The sequence below is a fragment of the Cupriavidus sp. GW821-FHT02F09 genome (genome assembly GCF_059421605.1).
In genome coordinates, this window is the sequence record NZ_JBWKVH010000008.1 from 31,791 (window position 1) to 47,022 (window position 15,232).

The 15,232-nt window shown below is 66.7% G+C and carries 13 protein-coding genes; 8 read left to right on the forward strand and 5 right to left on the reverse strand.

All coding sequences use genetic code 11. The annotated features are described in order from the left end of the window. Positions 1–6 precede the first annotated feature (6 nt). Positions 7–1,323, forward strand: coding sequence for a sigma-54-dependent transcriptional regulator (locus AC07XB_RS11705; RefSeq protein ID WP_043343292.1), 1,317 nt, complete (start codon positions 7–9; stop codon positions 1,321–1,323). Positions 1,324–1,428: 105 nt separating this feature from the next. Beyond that, a complete protein-coding gene (gene cmdF / locus AC07XB_RS11710) occupies positions 1,429–3,063 on the forward strand; it encodes a tyrosine 2,3-aminomutase (RefSeq protein WP_492828778.1) in 1,635 nt (544 codons plus the stop codon). A gap of 22 nt (positions 3,064–3,085) precedes the next feature. Here cmdF and AC07XB_RS11715 read toward each other — a convergent pair whose 3' ends face one another. From AC07XB_RS11715 to AC07XB_RS11725, 3 genes are all read right to left on the reverse strand, one after another. Beyond that, the gene (locus AC07XB_RS11715) at positions 3,086–5,155 is read right to left on the reverse strand and encodes an ATP-dependent helicase (RefSeq protein ID WP_492828821.1); all 2,070 of its coding nucleotides are present in this window, start codon (positions 5,153–5,155) and stop codon (positions 3,086–3,088) included. Positions 5,156–5,420: 265 nt separating this feature from the next. Next, on the reverse strand, positions 5,421–5,975 hold the full coding sequence (locus AC07XB_RS11720) for a TlpA disulfide reductase family protein (RefSeq protein ID WP_477132629.1): 555 nt from the start codon (positions 5,973–5,975) through the stop codon (positions 5,421–5,423). Between the two features lie 123 nt (positions 5,976–6,098). Further along, a complete protein-coding gene (locus tag AC07XB_RS11725; RefSeq protein ID WP_492828776.1) occupies positions 6,099–6,602 on the reverse strand; it encodes a thioredoxin fold domain-containing protein in 504 nt (167 codons plus the stop codon). A gap of 102 nt (positions 6,603–6,704) precedes the next feature. On the opposite strand from AC07XB_RS11725, the gene AC07XB_RS11730 reads away from it, so the two are divergent. Beyond that, positions 6,705–7,313, forward strand: a complete 609-nt coding sequence (locus AC07XB_RS11730) for a hypothetical protein (protein ID WP_183032030.1) — start codon at positions 6,705–6,707, stop codon at positions 7,311–7,313. A 67-nt stretch (positions 7,314–7,380) separates the two neighbouring features. Beyond that, positions 7,381–8,031 carry a LysE family transporter gene (locus tag AC07XB_RS11735; RefSeq protein ID WP_492828774.1) on the forward strand — a complete coding sequence of 217 codons (651 nt, stop codon included), beginning with the start codon at positions 7,381–7,383 and terminating at the stop codon, positions 8,029–8,031. Positions 8,032–8,322: 291 nt separating this feature from the next. Here AC07XB_RS11735 and AC07XB_RS11740 read toward each other — a convergent pair whose 3' ends face one another. Together AC07XB_RS11740 and AC07XB_RS11745 are read right to left on the reverse strand one after the other, a co-directional pair. Then, positions 8,323–9,867: a YifB family Mg chelatase-like AAA ATPase gene (locus AC07XB_RS11740; RefSeq protein ID WP_492828772.1), complete on the reverse strand. Its 1,545-nt coding sequence runs from the start codon at positions 9,865–9,867 to the stop codon at positions 8,323–8,325. Between the two features lie 129 nt (positions 9,868–9,996). Then, positions 9,997–10,260: an accessory factor UbiK family protein gene (locus AC07XB_RS11745; protein WP_492374380.1), complete on the reverse strand. Its 264-nt coding sequence runs from the start codon at positions 10,258–10,260 to the stop codon at positions 9,997–9,999. Positions 10,261–10,638: 378 nt separating this feature from the next. Between AC07XB_RS11745 and AC07XB_RS11750 the strand changes: the two genes are divergently transcribed. The 4 genes from AC07XB_RS11750 (at position 10,639) to gshA (ending at position 15,217) form a co-directional block, all read left to right on the forward strand. Beyond that, entirely contained in the window at positions 10,639–11,448 is an 810-nt protein-coding gene (locus tag AC07XB_RS11750; RefSeq protein WP_492810447.1) for a TorF family putative porin, read from the forward strand. 65 nt (positions 11,449–11,513) lie between these two features. Continuing rightward, the gene (locus tag AC07XB_RS11755) at positions 11,514–11,852 is read left to right on the forward strand and encodes a P-II family nitrogen regulator (protein ID WP_006159494.1); all 339 of its coding nucleotides are present in this window, start codon (positions 11,514–11,516) and stop codon (positions 11,850–11,852) included. Positions 11,853–11,883: 31 nt separating this feature from the next. Next, complete coding sequence (locus tag AC07XB_RS11760; protein WP_492828770.1) at positions 11,884–13,425, forward strand: ammonium transporter; 1,542 nt, start codon at positions 11,884–11,886, stop codon at positions 13,423–13,425. A 496-nt stretch (positions 13,426–13,921) separates the two neighbouring features. Further along, on the forward strand, positions 13,922–15,217 hold the full coding sequence (gene gshA / locus AC07XB_RS11765; RefSeq protein ID WP_492374377.1) for a glutamate--cysteine ligase: 1,296 nt from the start codon (positions 13,922–13,924) through the stop codon (positions 15,215–15,217). The last annotated feature ends 15 nt before the right edge of the window (positions 15,218–15,232 follow it).

Here is a 15,232-nt window from a genome sequence, read left to right on the forward strand (position 1 = left end):
ATTGCCATGCAAGACGGATTGCGTGTCCTGTTCGTCGAAGACGAACCCCTGGTACGCCAGGCCACCGCGCAGAGCCTGGAGCTGGCTGGCTTCTCCGTGCTGGCGCTGCCCTCGGCCGAGGCCGCCATGCCGCACCTGTCGCCGGAGTTTCCCGGCGTGCTGGTGACGGACGTGCGCCTCACCGGCGCCAGCGGGCTGGACCTGCTGCAGCACTGCCGCAACGCGGCGCCGGGCGTGCCGGTGATCCTGGTCACCGGCCACGGCGATATCACCATGGCGGTACAGGCCATGCGCGAAGGCGCCTACGACTTTATCGAGAAGCCCTTTGGCGCCGACCGCCTGACCGAAACCGTGCGCCGTGCGCTGGAGCGGCGCGCGCTGGAGCTGGAGAACCGCGCGTTGCGGCGCGAGCTGGCCGGCCCGGCCGCGGGCACGCGCATCATCGGGCGCTCGCCGGCCATCGAGCAGGTGCGCACGCTGGTGGCCAACGTGGCCGCCACGGATGTCCCCGTGATGATCAACGGCGAGACCGGCACCGGCAAGGAACTGGTGGCGCGCAGCCTGCATGCTTTGTCGCCGCGCCACCAAGCGCCCTTTGTCGCGCTGAACTGCGGCGCGGTGCCCGAGGCCATCTTCGAGAGCGAGATGTTCGGCCACGAGGCCGGCGCGTTTACCGGCGCCGGCAAGCGCCGCGTGGGCAAGCTCGAGCACGCCTCGGGCGGCACGCTGTTCCTCGACGAGATCGAGAGCATGCCGCTGGCGCTGCAGGTCAAGCTGCTGCGCGTGCTGCAGGAGGGCACGCTGGAGCGGCTCGGCTCCAATGCCTCCATCGCCATCGACGTGCGCATCGTGGCCGCGGCCAAGGGCGATATGGAGACGCTGGTGGCGCAAGGCACGTTCCGCGAGGATTTGTACTACCGGCTCAACGTGGTCACCATCCCGTTGCCCCCGCTGCGCGAGCGGCGCGAGGACATCGTTGCGCTGTTCGAGCATTTCATGCTGGTGGCGGCGGTGCGCTACCAGCGCCCCGTGCCCATCCTCTCCGAGCTGCAGCGCCAGGCGCTGATGCAGCGCGCATGGCCCGGCAACGTGCGCGAGCTGCGCAACGCCGCCGACCGCCTGGTGCTGGGCGTGCCCGAGGGCGGCACGCGCGCCGATGCGCTCGACGACTCCACGCCGCTCAAGGAGCGCATGGAGCACTACGAGCGTGCCGTCATCGCCGATACGCTGGCGCGCACCGGCGGCGCGGTCAGCCAGGCGGCGGATCTGCTGCAGGTGGGCAAGGCCACGCTGTACGACAAGATCAAGCGCTACGGGCTGTAGCGCTTCCAGCGTTTCCTGCGTTTCCGGGCGAACCGGCCGATGTGCGCTTCGAGTCAACATCTCTTGATACACTCGCGGGCCCGAACAGCTCACCCGGAACACGCAATGAACGAGGTATCCAGCCAGCACGCATCCAGCCGCCTGGGCGGCACGGCCGTCGAGGTCGATGGCCAGCAACTCACCGCCGCGGCGCTGGCGCAGGTGGCGCGAGGCCGTCGCCCGGCCAGCCTGGACCCGGCTGCGCGTGCCCATGTGGCGGATGCGCGTGCGCGTTTCGAGGAACTTGCCTCGTCCAATATCCCCATCTATGGCGTGTCCACCGGCTTTGGCGAGCTGGTGCATAACTGGGTGGATATCGAGCATGCCGGCGCCCTGCAGGAGAACCTGTTGCGCAGCCACTGCGCCGGCGTGGGCCCGTTGTTCGGGCGCGAAGAGGTGCGCGCGATGATGGTTGCGCGCGCCAATGCGCTGGCGCGGGGCTATTCGGCGGTACGCCCGCTGGTGATCGAGCAATTGCTGCGTTATGTCGAGGCGGGCGTCACGCCCGCCGTGCCGCAGGTGGGCTCGCTCGGCGCCAGCGGCGACCTCGCGCCGCTGTCGCATATCGCCATCACGCTGATCGGCGAAGGCAAGGTGCTGCTGGCCGACGGCACCACCGCGCCCACCGCGCAGGTGTTGCGCGAGCATGGCATCGAGCCGATCAAGCTGTCCCACAAGGAAGGGCTGGCCCTGATCAACGGCACCTCGGCCATGACCGGCATGGCGTGCCTGCTGCTGGAAACCATGCGCGCCCAGGTGACGCAGGCCGAGATCATCGCGGCGCTGGCGCTGGAAGGGCTCAACGCCTCGGCCGACGCCTTCATGACCCACGGCCACGACATTGCCAAGCCGCATCCGGGCCAGGTGCAATCAGCGGCCAACCTGCGCGCGCTGCTGGCGGGTTCCACGCGCCTCTCAGGGCATGGCCAGCTGGCGGGGGAAATGAAGACCCGCGCCGGCGACGAGAAGAACACCGGCACCGGTGTGTTTATCCAAAAGGCCTACACGCTGCGCTGCATCCCGCAGGTGCTGGGCGCGGTGCGCGACACGCTGGGGCACTGCGCCACCGTGGTCGAGCGCGAGCTGAATTCGTCCAACGACAATCCGCTGTTCTTCGACGACGGCGAGCTGTTCCACGGCGGCAATTTCCACGGCCAGCAAGTCGCGTTCGCCATGGACTTCCTCGCCATCGCGGCCACGCAGCTTGGCGTGGTGTCGGAGCGCCGCCTCAACCGCCTGCTCAGCCCGCACCTGAATAACGGCTTGCCGGCTTTCCTGGCGGCCGCCAACGAGGGCCTGAGCTGCGGGTTTGCCGGCGCGCAGTATCCGGCCACCGCGCTGATCGCCGAGAACCGCACCATCTGCAGCCCGGCCAGCATCCAGAGCGTGCCGTCCAACGGCGACAACCAGGACGTGGTGAGCATGGGCCTGATCGGCGCGCGCAATGCGCGCCGCATCATCGACAACAACCAGTACATCCTCGCCGTGGAACTGCTCGCAGCCTGCCAGGCCGCCGAGCTGGCCGGCGCGGTGGAAAGCCTGTCGCCGGCGGGCCGCGCGGTCTTTGCCTTCGTGCGCGAACGCGTGCCGTTCCTGGCGATGGATCGCTACATGACCGACGACATCGAAGTCATTGCCGCGCAACTGCGCGCCGGCGCGCTGGTGGAGGTGGTGCGCACGGCTGGCGCGGCGGTCAACTGACACGCGCCTTGGCCGCGCAGCCTCATTTCCACATATCGCGCATGCGCCCGGCCAGGTCGAGCCTGGGCAGCGGCGCCTTGGCCGGCGCGTCCGCCACCGGCGGGGGCGGCGGCCAGGACCGGCTGTGGAACAGCGGCATCACGCGGTTAGGCAGAAAGCGCGTGCGCGAGGCGTAGACATGGCGGTCGCCATAGGCGGTCTGCTGGTGCACATAGAACCGCTGCGGCACCACGATGTCGAGGTGGTCGCGGGCGCGGGTCATGGCGACATATAGCAGCCGGCGCTCTTCCTCGATTTCCTCGGTGGTGCCGGTGGCCAGGTCCGAAGGCATGCAGCCGTCGACGGCATTGAGCACATAGACGGCCTTCCATTCCTGGCCCTTGGCCGAGTGGATGGTGGACAGGATCAGGTAATCCTCGTCGCGCAGCGGCACGCCGGATTCGTCGCTCGATGCGTCCGGCGGGTCGAGCGTGAGTTCCGTCAGGAAGCGCTCGCGCGACGCGTAGGTGGCGGCGATACGCTCCAGTTGCTGCAGGTCCGCAGCGCGCGCGGGCGCGTCGTCGTGCAGGCGCTCAAGGTGCGGCTGGTACCACGCCACCACCTGCTCGAAGGCGGAGGGCCACGGCGCAGCCGGGGCCATCAGGCTGCGCGCCAGCGCCAGCAGGTCGGGCCAGGCCTCGGCGGCGGCTGGCGGCGCCTCAAAGGACTCCAGGGCAAATAGCGGCTCGGTGGCGATTTCCACCGCATCGAGCACGCGAGCGGCAGTCTTGGGCCCCACGCCCGGCAATAGCTGCAGGCTGCGGAAGCCTGCCATGCGGTCGCGCGGATTTTCCAGCCAGCGCACCACCGCCAGCACATCCTTCACGTGCGTGGATTCCAGGAACTTCAAGCCGCCGAATTTCACGAACGGGATATTGCGCCGGACCAGCTCGATCTCCAGCTGCGCGCTGTGGTCGGCGGCGCGGAACAGCACCGCCTGCGACAGCAGCGCCAGCCCGGCCTCGCGCCGCGAGAGGATCTGCTCGACCACATAGCGGGCCTGGTCCGCCTCGTCGTTGACCACCACGATCTCCGGCTTCTCGGCCGAGCCGCGCTCCGACCACAGGTCCTTGGTATAGCGCTCGGTCGCCAGCCCGATCACCGCGTTGGCGGCGGCCAGGATGGGCTGGGTGGAGCGGTAGTTCTGCGACAGCGTGACCATGTCCGCGGCCGGCGTGAACTGCGCGGGAAAATCGAGGATATTGCGCACCGTGGCGCCACGGAAGGCGTAGATCGACTGGGCATCGTCGCCCACTACCGTCAGGCCGCGCCCGTCGGGCTTGAGCGCGAGCAGGATGGCAGCCTGCAGCGCATTGGTGTCCTGGTATTCGTCCACCAGCACGTGGTCGAAGCGCGCGCCCATGTCCTGCGCCAGCGCGGGCTCGGCCAGTGCCTGCGCCCAGTAGAGCAGCAGGTCGTCGTAGTCGAGCACCTGCTGCTTTTGCTTGGCTTGCACATAGCCGGCAAATAGTCCGCGCAGCGCATCCGTCCACATGGCATAGCGTGGGAACCATTGCTTGAGCACGTCTTCGAGCGGCGCCTGCGTGTTGACCACGCGCGAGTAGATCGACAGGCAGGTTTCCTTGCGCGGGAACCGCGAAGCCTGGGCCGACAGGCCCAGGTCGTGCCGCACCACGTTCATCAGGTCGGCGGCGTCGCCGCGATCGCAGATGGTGAAGCTGGGCGACAGGCCAAGCGTTTCCGCGTACTCGCGCAGCAGGCGCGCGCCGATGGCGTGGAAGGTGCCGGACCATGTGAGTGCCGCGCGCCCCGCCCCGCAGGCTTGCATGCCCAGCGCCTGGTCGACGATGCGCTCGACCCGCCGCCCCATCTCCGACGCCGCGCGGCGCGAGAACGTCAGCAGCAGGATGCGGCGCGGGTCTGCGCCGCCCAGCACCAGATGGGCAACGCGGTGCGCCAGCGTGTTGGTCTTGCCCGAGCCGGCACCGGCGATGATCAGCAGCGGCGCGGCGGGCTCGTGCGTCACGGCCGCGCGCTGTTCCGGGTTCAGGGTGGACAGGTAAGCCGGCGTCTCGGGGGCGGCGGCATCCACGGTATCGGGCTGCTTGACGGCGGGTGCGTCGCAAAGCACGGCGCTGGGATCGGGATCGAGTAACACGGAGCGGGGGCCTTAGGGGATGCCGGGCGCAAGTGCGCTGGCCGGCATGGGCGGGGAAAGCTGCTGGCAACTGTATATCCATACAGCCGTGCTGCGCAAGCCGGGCATTGCGCGACGGCGCCCGGCAATAAAAAAAGGTGCCATGGAAGGCACCTTTCTGGGCGGAGGCGGCGGGCCAGTCAGTGGGCCAGGCAGTGGCTCAGGCCGCCTTGGCGAGCGCGCCGTCGAGCAGCTTGTGCAGCGCGTCCCACTCGGGCTCGCCCACATAGCGCTTGAGGATATGGCCGTCCTTGTCGATCACGAAGGTGGTCGGGGTCAGCTGCACTTCGCCGAATGCCTTGGCGGCCGCGCCGTCGGAATCCATTGCCACCTTGAACGGCAGCTTGCGCGTTTGCGCATAATTCATCACGTACATGGGCGGGTCATAGCTCATTGCCACGGCGACGAACTCCAGGCCCTTGTCCTTGAACTTGTCATAGGTGCGGACCATGTCCGGCATTTCCTTGACGCAGGTGACGCAGCTGGTGGCCCAGAAGTTGACCAGGTAGACCTTGCCCTTGAGATCGGCGGTGCTGACTTTTTCGCCGGACAGCAGCGTGAACGTGGCGGGCGGCGCCGCATTGGCGGGGGCGATGGCGCGATAGCCGAACCAGCCCAGCACGGCAACCAGCAGCACGGCGGCGATCACAGGCCACAGCTTGCGCGAGGCGGTGCTTGCCGGGGTGGGTGCGGTGGGGGAAGCGGAGGTCGTCATGATGCTCGCCGACAGGTCAGACAAGCCACTATTCTACTGCCGCTGCCGAGGCGCTGCCGGCTGCATTCACCGAGCCGCCGCGGATGCGACGATTGGCCGCAGTCGGGTGCGCCATTGTGCGCCTCAATGCGCCTTGCTTGCCAAGGCCGAGCGGGCCTGGTCCAGCGCCTGCTCAAGGTAGGCGCCATAGAAATCGGGCTGCATGCCGCGCAGCGGCGTGGCCAGGGAGCGGCCGCGCGCGTCGAGGAAGAGCACCGTGGGCGCTACCGCCACATTGCGGCTGCGGGCCCATTCCCGCGCGGTGGTCATGCTGCCATCGGTGTTGCGCAGCGGCGTGTCGGCGGTCATGTCGAGCTCGCGCGCCTCGATTTCTCCCGCCGCGGCTTGCGGGCCGAGATAGTTGCGGCGCACCGTTTCGCAGTACACGCAGCCCGGCAGTGTCACCAGCACCACCAGGGGCTCGCCCCGGCTGGCCGCAGCGGAGGCCTGGGCGGCGAGATCGTTGACGGGGGGCAGGTGGGCCGTGGCGGCCAGGGCGCTCGTGCTTGCCGCGACCAGCATGGCGCCGAGCATCGCCGCGCCGGTACGGCGTGCGGTGCCAAGGACACCCCGGGGGGATGGCTGCATTGGCTGGATCGATGGCTGGGTTTGCATTGGCGGGCAATGTGGATGAGCGCTGGCACGCGGGTTCTACGATAATAGCGGCTTATTTCCGCATTCGCCGCCCTGATGCCCCACGCCTGGTTTCCACGGTTCTTCCGCTTGCCGCAGTCCCTGCTTGCCAAAGCCATCGTCCTGGGCGCGCTCGGCGCCGGGCTGATCGCCTGTTCACCCCGCTATGACTGGCGCACCATCCAGTCCAACGAAGGCGCCTACGCGGCGCTCTATCCCGGCAAGCCATCCGGCGCTGCGCGCGAGGTGGCGATTGCCGGGCGCAAGCTGCCCATGACGATGGACGCGGCCCGGGTCGACGAGACCTTGTTCGCCGTGGGCGTGGTGACCTTGCCCGCCGATGACGCCGAGTTGCGGCAGGCGGCGCTGGATTCCATGCAGAAGGGCTTGCTCGGCAACCTCGGGCCGCATCCCGCCGAAGCGGTCAAGACCCGCAAGGTAACGGTGATGTCGGCCGCATCGCCGGCCGTGGCGCTCGAGGGCGTGGAGGTGCAGGTAGCCGCGGTATCGCCGCAGGACCAGTCGCCACGCAGGCTGACGGCGCGGCTGGTGGCGTCGGGCGTGCACGTCTACCAGGCGGTCGTGCTGGAGGCGGGAGAGGCCGCGCGCGACCAGCGCCAGGCGGAACAGATAGATCAGTTCCTGACGGGCTTCCATCCGTTCTGACCTGGGCGCTCCAGGCTTCCAGGCTTCCAGGCAGATTCAAGACAGTTTATTTTCAAGGAGTAACGCAATGCGTTGGGATGTTTGGCTGGCCTATTTCGCGGCCTGTTGGGTGATTGCCGTGTCGCCGGGATCCGGCGCGGTGCTGTCGATGAGCCATGGCCTGTCCTATGGCCTGCGCAAGACCACCACCACGATCTTTGGCTTGCAGACCGGGCTGGTCATCATCCTGCTGGTGGCTGGCGGTGGCCTGGGCGCGCTGCTGGTGGCCTCCGAGCACGCCTTTGCCGTGGTCAAGACGATCGGTGCGCTCTACCTGATCTATATCGGCGTGCAGCAATGGCGCGCGCGGGTGGACGGCGGCCAGGACGATGCCGTGCCGGGTACGGAAGCGCCGCGCGTCGCCGCGCTGAGTCCGCGCCGGCGTTTTGCCACGGGCTTGCTAACCAATGTGACCAACCCCAAGGGCATCATCTTCATGGTGGCGGTGTTGCCGCAGTTCATCGATCCGGCCCATGCGCTCGGGCCCCAGCTTGCCATCCTGGCCGCGACCATGTGCGGCGTGGACCTGGTGGTGATGCACGGCTACGCGCTGCTGGCCTCGCGCATGCGCGGCCTGTTCCGCAATGCGCGCGCGGTGCGCTGGCAGAACCGGATCTTCGGCAGCGTGCTGGTGGCCGTGGGCGCGGCGTTGTTCTTCGTCAGGCGCCATCCGGCTTGAGGACTTGGGGCCGGCTCCGCGCCGTCCCGATCCGTCCATATGTCTATCTATCGCTGGCTTCCAACGAGTGCGTTTGCTTCAATAAGGTAAGACGAAGACGACCCAAGCGGAGGCAAGCAATGCGAAGCTCTTCCCCCCAGCAGGCTCCATTGCAAGCGCAGCCGGCCCACACCGTGCCGCCGGCCGAAGATCCGCTGCCGCCGGGCGTGCCGCCAGACCTTCCTCCGATCGAGGAGCCCCCGCCGCCGTCGGAACCTCCTGTGGCCGTGCCGCCGCGCCGGGCGTGAATGGCTACGGTGTGCGCAAGGCGCGCCGGTACTGGATAGCCTCGCCCACATGGCTTGGCTGCAATTGCTCGGTGCCCGCAAGGTCGGCAATGGTGCGGGCGATCTTCAATACGCGGAAATAGGCGCGCGCCGACCAGGCTAGTTTGGCCATGGCGCCGCGCAGCAATGCCTGCGCCTCGGGCGCGAGCGGGCAGTGTTCGTCGATCTCGCGACCGGACAGGGCGGCATTGGGCTTGCCCTGCCGGGCCTGCTGCACGGCCCGGGCGGCCAGCACGCGCTGGCGCACGTCGGCGCTGGGCTCTCCGGGCGGGCCGTCGAGCATTTCCTGATGATCCTGCGCCGGCACTTCCACCTGCAGGTCGATCCGGTCGAGCAATGGTCCCGACAGCCTGGACTGGTAGCGCAACACTTGGTCAGGCGTGCAACGGCAAGGACGGGAAGGGTGCCCCTGATAGCCGCAAGGACAGGGGTTCATCGCGGCGATGAACTGGAAGCGCGCCGGGAAGTCGGCCTGCCGCATGGCGCGCGAGATGGTGACGCGGCCCGATTCCAGGGGTTCGCGCAGCACTTCCAGCACCTTGCGGTCAAATTCAGGCAACTCATCCAGGAACAACACACCTTGGTGGGCCAGCGAGATCTCGCCCGGCCGGGGATTGCTGCCACCGCCCACCAGCGCCGCCGCCGACGCGGTGTGGTGCGGCGAGCGGTAGGGCCGCTCACGCCAGCGGGCGGGATGGAAGCCGGCGGCGGTCAGGCTCTGCACCGCGGCGGATTCTAGCGCTTCGTCCAGCGTCATGGGTGGCAGCAGGCCGGCAAAGCGCTGGGCCAGCATGGACTTGCCGGTGCCGGGCGGACCGACGAGCAATGCCGAATGCTGGCCCGCCGCCGCGATCTCCATGGCGCGGCGCGCTTGCGCCTGGCCCCGCACGTCACGCATGTCCGGGCCAGCCGGGTCTCCTGCCGCGATCTCCACCAGCGGCTCCGCGCGTGCCAGGCGGTCCGTGGGCAGGGGGCCAAGGTGAGCACAGACTTCCAGCAGGGAGCGCGCCGCATATACCGTGACGCCGTCAATCAGGGCCGCCTCGGGCGCGTTTTCCGCCGCCACCACGAAGCTGCGCGCCGGGCCTTCGCCAGCGGCTTGCCGTGCCGCGTTGTCGCGCCCCAGGCCCATGGCCATGGCCAGTGCCCCGCGCACGGGGCGCAATTCGCCGGACAGCGACAGCTCGCCGGCGAACTCGCTGGCATCCAGGCCATCCAGCGGGACTTGCCCGCTTGCGGCCAGGATGCCGAGCGCGATCGGCAGGTCAAAGCGCCCGGACTCCTTGGGCAGGTCGGCTGGCGCCAGATTCACCGTAATGCGCCGGCTGGGAAACTCGAGTTGGCTGTTGAGGATCGCCGCGCGCACCCGCTCGCGGCTCTCGCGCACTTCGGTATCGGCCAACCCGACGATATTGAAGGCGGGCAGGCCGTTGGCCAGGTGCACCTCGACCGACACCAGCGGTGCCTCGAGTCCGGTCAGCGCCCGGCTACGCAGGAGGGCGAGGCTCATCTCACTCCGAAAAGCATCAAGGAAGTGTTAACGAAAATGGCCGCCGGAATACGGCGGCCATTCTGGCGGTCGAGGGCTGCGCCCGGGGTCATCGGGCCCCTGGAGCAAACACGGGACGCGGCAAGGGCTTCAGCCCGAGACAGGCGTGTCGGAGCCGCCTGTCGAGCGGCTTTCCAGCGCCTGCACGCGGGCTTCCAGTTCCTCCAGGCGCGCGCGGGTGCGCGCCAGCACCTGCGACTGGACGTCGAATTCCTCGCGGGTGACCAGGTCGAGCTTGGAAAACCCCTGCGTCATCATGCTGCGAACGTTTTTTTCGATGTCCTTGGCCGGCGAATTGCGCAGGGCTTCGCTGATCTTGGCCTGGAAATCGTTGAAGAGATCGGTGGGTTTCATACTGGTTCTCCTTTTGCACCGCCTTGGTGCGGATAACTGGGTGGGCGGGATTCGGCGTGCTGCATCGCGGTGCACCGAAACGGGGTGTGGGCAAACGCGGTGCGTGCACGGCACTTGCCGCCAGCATGGGCCGATTATCACGCTTCAAGCGTCCCCGGGAAAGCGCCAGCGCGGGCTGGTAACACCTTTTAACGTCAGTAAGTTCGCTGGGAGACAGTCGGCCTCGTCCAATTTGATGTCTTTTTGCGCACAAAATGACGCTTTCACGCCACGGTTCCCTCCTGGCACGGCAGTTGCAGTAATGGTGGCAGGAGCCTCGTTTTACAAACTACTTTCAAACACACGAGTACCGAGCCAGAGGAAAAGGAGAACAAACCCATGAAGAAGTTGGCCCTTGCAGTCAGCGCCAGTGCAGTTGTGCTTTGCGGGCTCGCCCCCGCCGCCTTCGCCCAGAGCAGTGCGCAGGAGGGCGGTGCACCTACCGACGCCGCCGCCGCCGCCGAGGCTTCGCCGCACACCTTCACCGCCAACGTGACCCTGGCCAGTGAGTATCGCTATCGCGGTTTGATGCAGACCAACCGCCGCCCGGCCATCCAGGGCGGTTTCGACTACTCGCATTCGAGCGGCTTCTATGTGGGTAACTGGAACTCGAGCATCAGCTGGCTCGGCGACAGCAATCCGAAAGTCTCGGCACCGATCGAGATGGACTTCTACGGCGGCTTCAAGAACACGGTGACGCTGGCCGGCCTGGAGTGGAACTATGACGCTGGCGTGCTGCAGTACTACTACCCGGGCGATTACCCGAACGGCTTCACCCGCCCGTACACCACGGAACTGTATGTCGGCGCCGGCGCTGGCCCGGTGTTCTTCAAGTACTCGCAGGCACTGACCAACCTGTTCGGCTTCGCTGACAGCAAGTACAGCTACTACGCCGACCTGTCGGCCAATGTGCCGCTGAACTTCTGGGACCTGACGCTCAATGCCCACGTCGGCTACCAGAACGTGAAGCACGTGAACAGCGCCTCATACACCGACTGGAAGCTCGGGCTGACCAAGGACCTGGGCAAGGGCTTCGCACTGGCGATCGCTTATATCGACACCAATGCGCACAAATCGGCCTATACCAATGTACCGGGCCGCTACGTCGGCAAGGCTACAGCCTGGGCTTCGATCACCAAGACTTTCTAAACACGCATCAGGTCGAGCGGGCGCCGGACGCGAGGCCGGGCCGTCCCGCTCAGAGGAGAAATCGGATGAAACTGATCATCGCCGTCATCAAGCCGTTCAAGCTCGACGAGGTGCGCGAAGCGCTCTCGGACGTGGGCGTGTCCGGCATCACCGTGACTGAAGTCAAGGGCTTCGGCCGCCAGAAGGGCCATACCGAGCTGTATCGGGGCGCGGAGTACATCGTGGATTTCCTGCCCAAGGTGAAGATCGAAGTGGCCGTCCCGGACGACGTGGTCGACCGGGCCATCGAGGCGATCGAGAAATCGGCGCGCACCGGCAAGATTGGCGACGGCAAGATCTTCGTCGCACCGATCGAGCAGGTCATCCGCATCCGCACCGGCGAGACCGGCGGCGACGCGCTGTGACGCACAGCCCAACGATAAGAGGTTAATCACAATGAAATCCTGGTTCAAGCGCATCCTGACAACCGGCGCCATGGCGCTGGCCTTGGGCACGGCCGGCATCGGCCTGTCCACCCACGCCATGGCGCAGGACAAGCCCGCGGCCGAAGCCTCCGCGCCGGCCGCCGCCGCCACGGCCGCACCTGCAGCTGCCTCCGCTCCCGCGGCAGCGGCGGCGGCAGCTGCGCCAGCAGAGGCTGCCGCCCCTGCCGCAGCACCGGCACCGGTGCCCAACAAGGGCGATACCGCGTGGCTGCTGGTCTCCACGGCCTTCGTGATCCTGATGACGCTGCCTGGCCTGGCGCTGTTCTACGGTGGCCTGGTCCGCTCGAAGAACATGCTGTCGGTGCTGATGCAGTGCCTGGTGATCTTCTCGCTGGTTTCGCTGTTGTGGGCCATCTACGGCTACAGCTTCGCCTTCACCGAGGGTAACGCCTTCTTTGGCGGCACCGACCGGCTCTTCATGAAGGGGCTCAATGTCGATGCCGTGGCTGCCACCTTCTCCAAGGGCGTGGTGGTACCGGAACTGGCTTACTTCGCCTTCCAGTGCGCCTTCGCAGCCATTACCTGCGGCCTGATCATCGGCGCTTTCGCCGAACGCGCCAAGTTCTCGGCGGTGCTGGTCTTCGTGGTCCTGTGGTTCACCTTCTCGTACATCCCGATGGCCCACATGGTCTGGTTCTGGCCTGGTCCTGACCTGTACACCGACGCGGCAGCCGGCGCGGCAGCCACGGCCAAGGGTGGCTGGCTGTTCCAGAAGGGCGCGCTCGACTTCGCTGGCGGCACGGTGGTGCACATCAATGCAGCCGTGGCTGGCCTGGTGGGTGCCTTCATGTTCGGCAAGCGGATCGGCTTTGGCCGTGAGGCCCTGCGTCCGCACAGCCTGACCTTCACCATGGTGGGCGCCTCGCTGCTGTGGTTCGGCTGGTTCGGCTTCAACGCCGGCTCGGCGCTGGAAGCCAACGGCTCGGCCGCACTGGCTTTCGTCAACACTCTGCTGGCGACCTGCGCCGCCGTGCTGTCCTGGACCTTCGGCGAATGGATCAGCAAGGGCAAGCCCTCGATGCTGGGTGGCGCTTCGGGCGCAGTGGCTGGCCTGGTGGCCATCACCCCGGCGGCCGGCTTCGTCGGCCCGATGGGCTCGATCGTGATCGGCATCGCCGCCGGCCTGCTGTGCCTGTGGGGCGTGACCGGCCTGAAGAAGCTGCTGGGCATGGACGACTCGCTCGACGTCTTCGGCGTGCACGGCGTGGGCGGCATCCTGGGTGCGCTGCTGACCGGCGTGTTCGCCGCGCCGAGCCTGGGCGGCACGGGTGTCTATGACTACGTGGCCAACAAGGTCTCGGACGATTATTCGATCGCGGGCCAGGTGTGGATCCAGTTCGAAGGCGTGCTCACCACCATCGTGTGGTCGGGTGTGGTGGCCTTCGTCGCCTTCAAGCTGGTGGATATGCTGATCGGCCTGCGGGTGCCGGAAGAAGAAGAACGCGAGGGCCTGGACATCACCTCGCACGGCGAGACCGCGTATGAAGCCTGATCGTAAAGGTGTTGTGCTGGAGAGCTGATTGGGAATCTTCTCTCAGGAGTTTCGCCCGGCCTTGTGCCGGGCTTTTTTCATTTCAGGCGTCCGCCGCGGGCGGCCGGGCCAGGCGGAAAGCGGAGCCGGCGGCTTTTTCGCAAAGTGCTTAAATCCGATCTTAAAAAGCTTCAATTGTTTTTGAGGGGGGGCGCACATACAGTGCCAGTGAGGCAGTTTCCTCCACCTGCAGAACGCTCCCCGTATCTGTCAGGCCATTTGAAAGCGCGGCTCCGGTCGCGCTTTTTTTTGCCTCCCGGCCTTGCTGGCAGGCCGCCCGGAAGTGCTTCGGATTCCTCTTAGGGCCTCCCCCTTTTATTCCGGGCCCCCATCCCCATATCCGTATCCCTTATCCCTTATGCCGGCGCTCGCATATGCTTATTCAGGCGGCGCCAGCAGCCAATTGGCCGTTCCTCTACAATCTGGGCGAACGATAAAGACGATCAATAGGATGTTTATGGTCCCGCATCTCATCACCGCGCTGAACGGTCCACTGCTCGAGCTGGAAAAAAAGATCCTGGATGCGACGCCGTCCATCGAGCGCTGGTTCAGGCTGGAATGGCAGGAACATACGCCTCCGTTCTACTGTTCGGTCGACCTGCGCAACGCCGGCTTCAAGCTGGCCCCGGTCGATACCAACCTGTTCCCGGGCGGGTTCAACAACCTGGCGCCTGAAATGCTGCCGCTGGCAGTCCAGGCGGCGATGGCGGCGATCGAGAAGATCTGCCCCGACGCCAAGAACCTGCTGCTGATCCCCGAGCGCCACACCCGCAACATGTTCTACCTGCAGAACGTGGCGCGGCTGTCGCTGATCATGCGCCAGGCCGGCCTGAACGTCCGCCTGGGCTCGCTGTCCGAAGACATCACCGAACCCACGCCGATCGAGCTTCCCGATGGCCAGACGCTGGTGGTGGAGCCGCTGGCCCGCCTTGGCGCGCGTGGCCGCCGCCTGGGCCTGAAGGACTTCGATCCCTGCTCGATCCTGCTCAACAACGATCTCTCCGCCGGCATTCCCCCGATCCTGGAGAACATCAACGAGCAATACCTGCTGCCGCCGCTGCACGCGGGCTGGTCCACGCGCCGCAAGTCGAGCCATTTCTCGGCCTATGACGAAGTCGCCAAGAAGTTCGCCAAGCTGATCGACGTGGATCCGTGGATGGTCAACCCGTACTTCGCCAAGTGCGGGGGCATCGATTTCCATGAGCGCATTGGCGAGGAGGCGCTGGCCGACTCGGTCGAAGGCGTGCTCAAGAAGATCGCCAAGAAGTACCGCGAGTACGGCATCAAGGAAACGCCGTATGTCGTGGTCAAGGCCGATGCCGGCACCTATGGCATGGGCATCATGACCATCAAGGATGCGTCCGAGATCAAGGGGCTGAACCGCAAGGAACGCAACAAGATGAGCGTCGTCAAGGAAGGCCTTGAGGTCAACGACGTCATCATCCAGGAAGGCGTGCACACCTTCGAGAAGGTCAACGAGGCGGTGGCCGAGCCGGTGGTATACATGATCGACCGCTATGTGGTCGGTGGCTTCTACCGCGTCCATACCGGCCGCGGCAACGACGAGAACCTGAATGCGCCGGGCGCGCATTTCGTGCCGCTGGCGTTCGCGCCCAACGGCATTCCGGACAGCCATGCCAAACCGGGCGCGGCCGTGCCGAACCGCTTCTATATGTATGGTGTGGTGGCGCGGCTGGCTTTGCTGGCGGCGTCGCTGGAACTCGAGAAGACCGACCCCAATCCGATTCTCTGAGACAAACGCTGCGAC

What these genes read in the sequence shown, in the direction of transcription:
- AC07XB_RS11725 (WP_492828776.1), bottom strand. Translation starts at nt 6,602, where the DNA reads ATGCAGCCATCCCCCCGGGGTGTCCTTGGCACCGCACGCCGTACCGGC.
- AC07XB_RS11735 (WP_492828774.1), top strand. Translation starts at nt 7,381, where the DNA reads ATGCGTTGGGATGTTTGGCTGGCCTATTTCGCGGCCTGTTGGGTGATT.
- AC07XB_RS11760 (WP_492828770.1), top strand. Translation starts at nt 11,884, where the DNA reads ATGAAATCCTGGTTCAAGCGCATCCTGACAACCGGCGCCATGGCGCTG.
- AC07XB_RS11730 (WP_183032030.1), top strand. Translation starts at nt 6,705, where the DNA reads ATGCCCCACGCCTGGTTTCCACGGTTCTTCCGCTTGCCGCAGTCCCTG.
- AC07XB_RS11705 (WP_043343292.1), top strand. Translation starts at nt 7, where the DNA reads ATGCAAGACGGATTGCGTGTCCTGTTCGTCGAAGACGAACCCCTGGTA.
- AC07XB_RS11755 (WP_006159494.1), top strand. Translation starts at nt 11,514, where the DNA reads ATGAAACTGATCATCGCCGTCATCAAGCCGTTCAAGCTCGACGAGGTG.
- cmdF (WP_492828778.1), top strand. Translation starts at nt 1,429, where the DNA reads ATGAACGAGGTATCCAGCCAGCACGCATCCAGCCGCCTGGGCGGCACG.
- AC07XB_RS11720 (WP_477132629.1), bottom strand. Translation starts at nt 5,975, where the DNA reads ATGACGACCTCCGCTTCCCCCACCGCACCCACCCCGGCAAGCACCGCC.
- AC07XB_RS11745 (WP_492374380.1), bottom strand. Translation starts at nt 10,260, where the DNA reads ATGAAACCCACCGATCTCTTCAACGATTTCCAGGCCAAGATCAGCGAA.
- AC07XB_RS11740 (WP_492828772.1), bottom strand. Translation starts at nt 9,867, where the DNA reads ATGAGCCTCGCCCTCCTGCGTAGCCGGGCGCTGACCGGACTCGAGGCA.
- AC07XB_RS11750 (WP_492810447.1), top strand. Translation starts at nt 10,639, where the DNA reads ATGAAGAAGTTGGCCCTTGCAGTCAGCGCCAGTGCAGTTGTGCTTTGC.
- gshA (WP_492374377.1), top strand. Translation starts at nt 13,922, where the DNA reads ATGGTCCCGCATCTCATCACCGCGCTGAACGGTCCACTGCTCGAGCTG.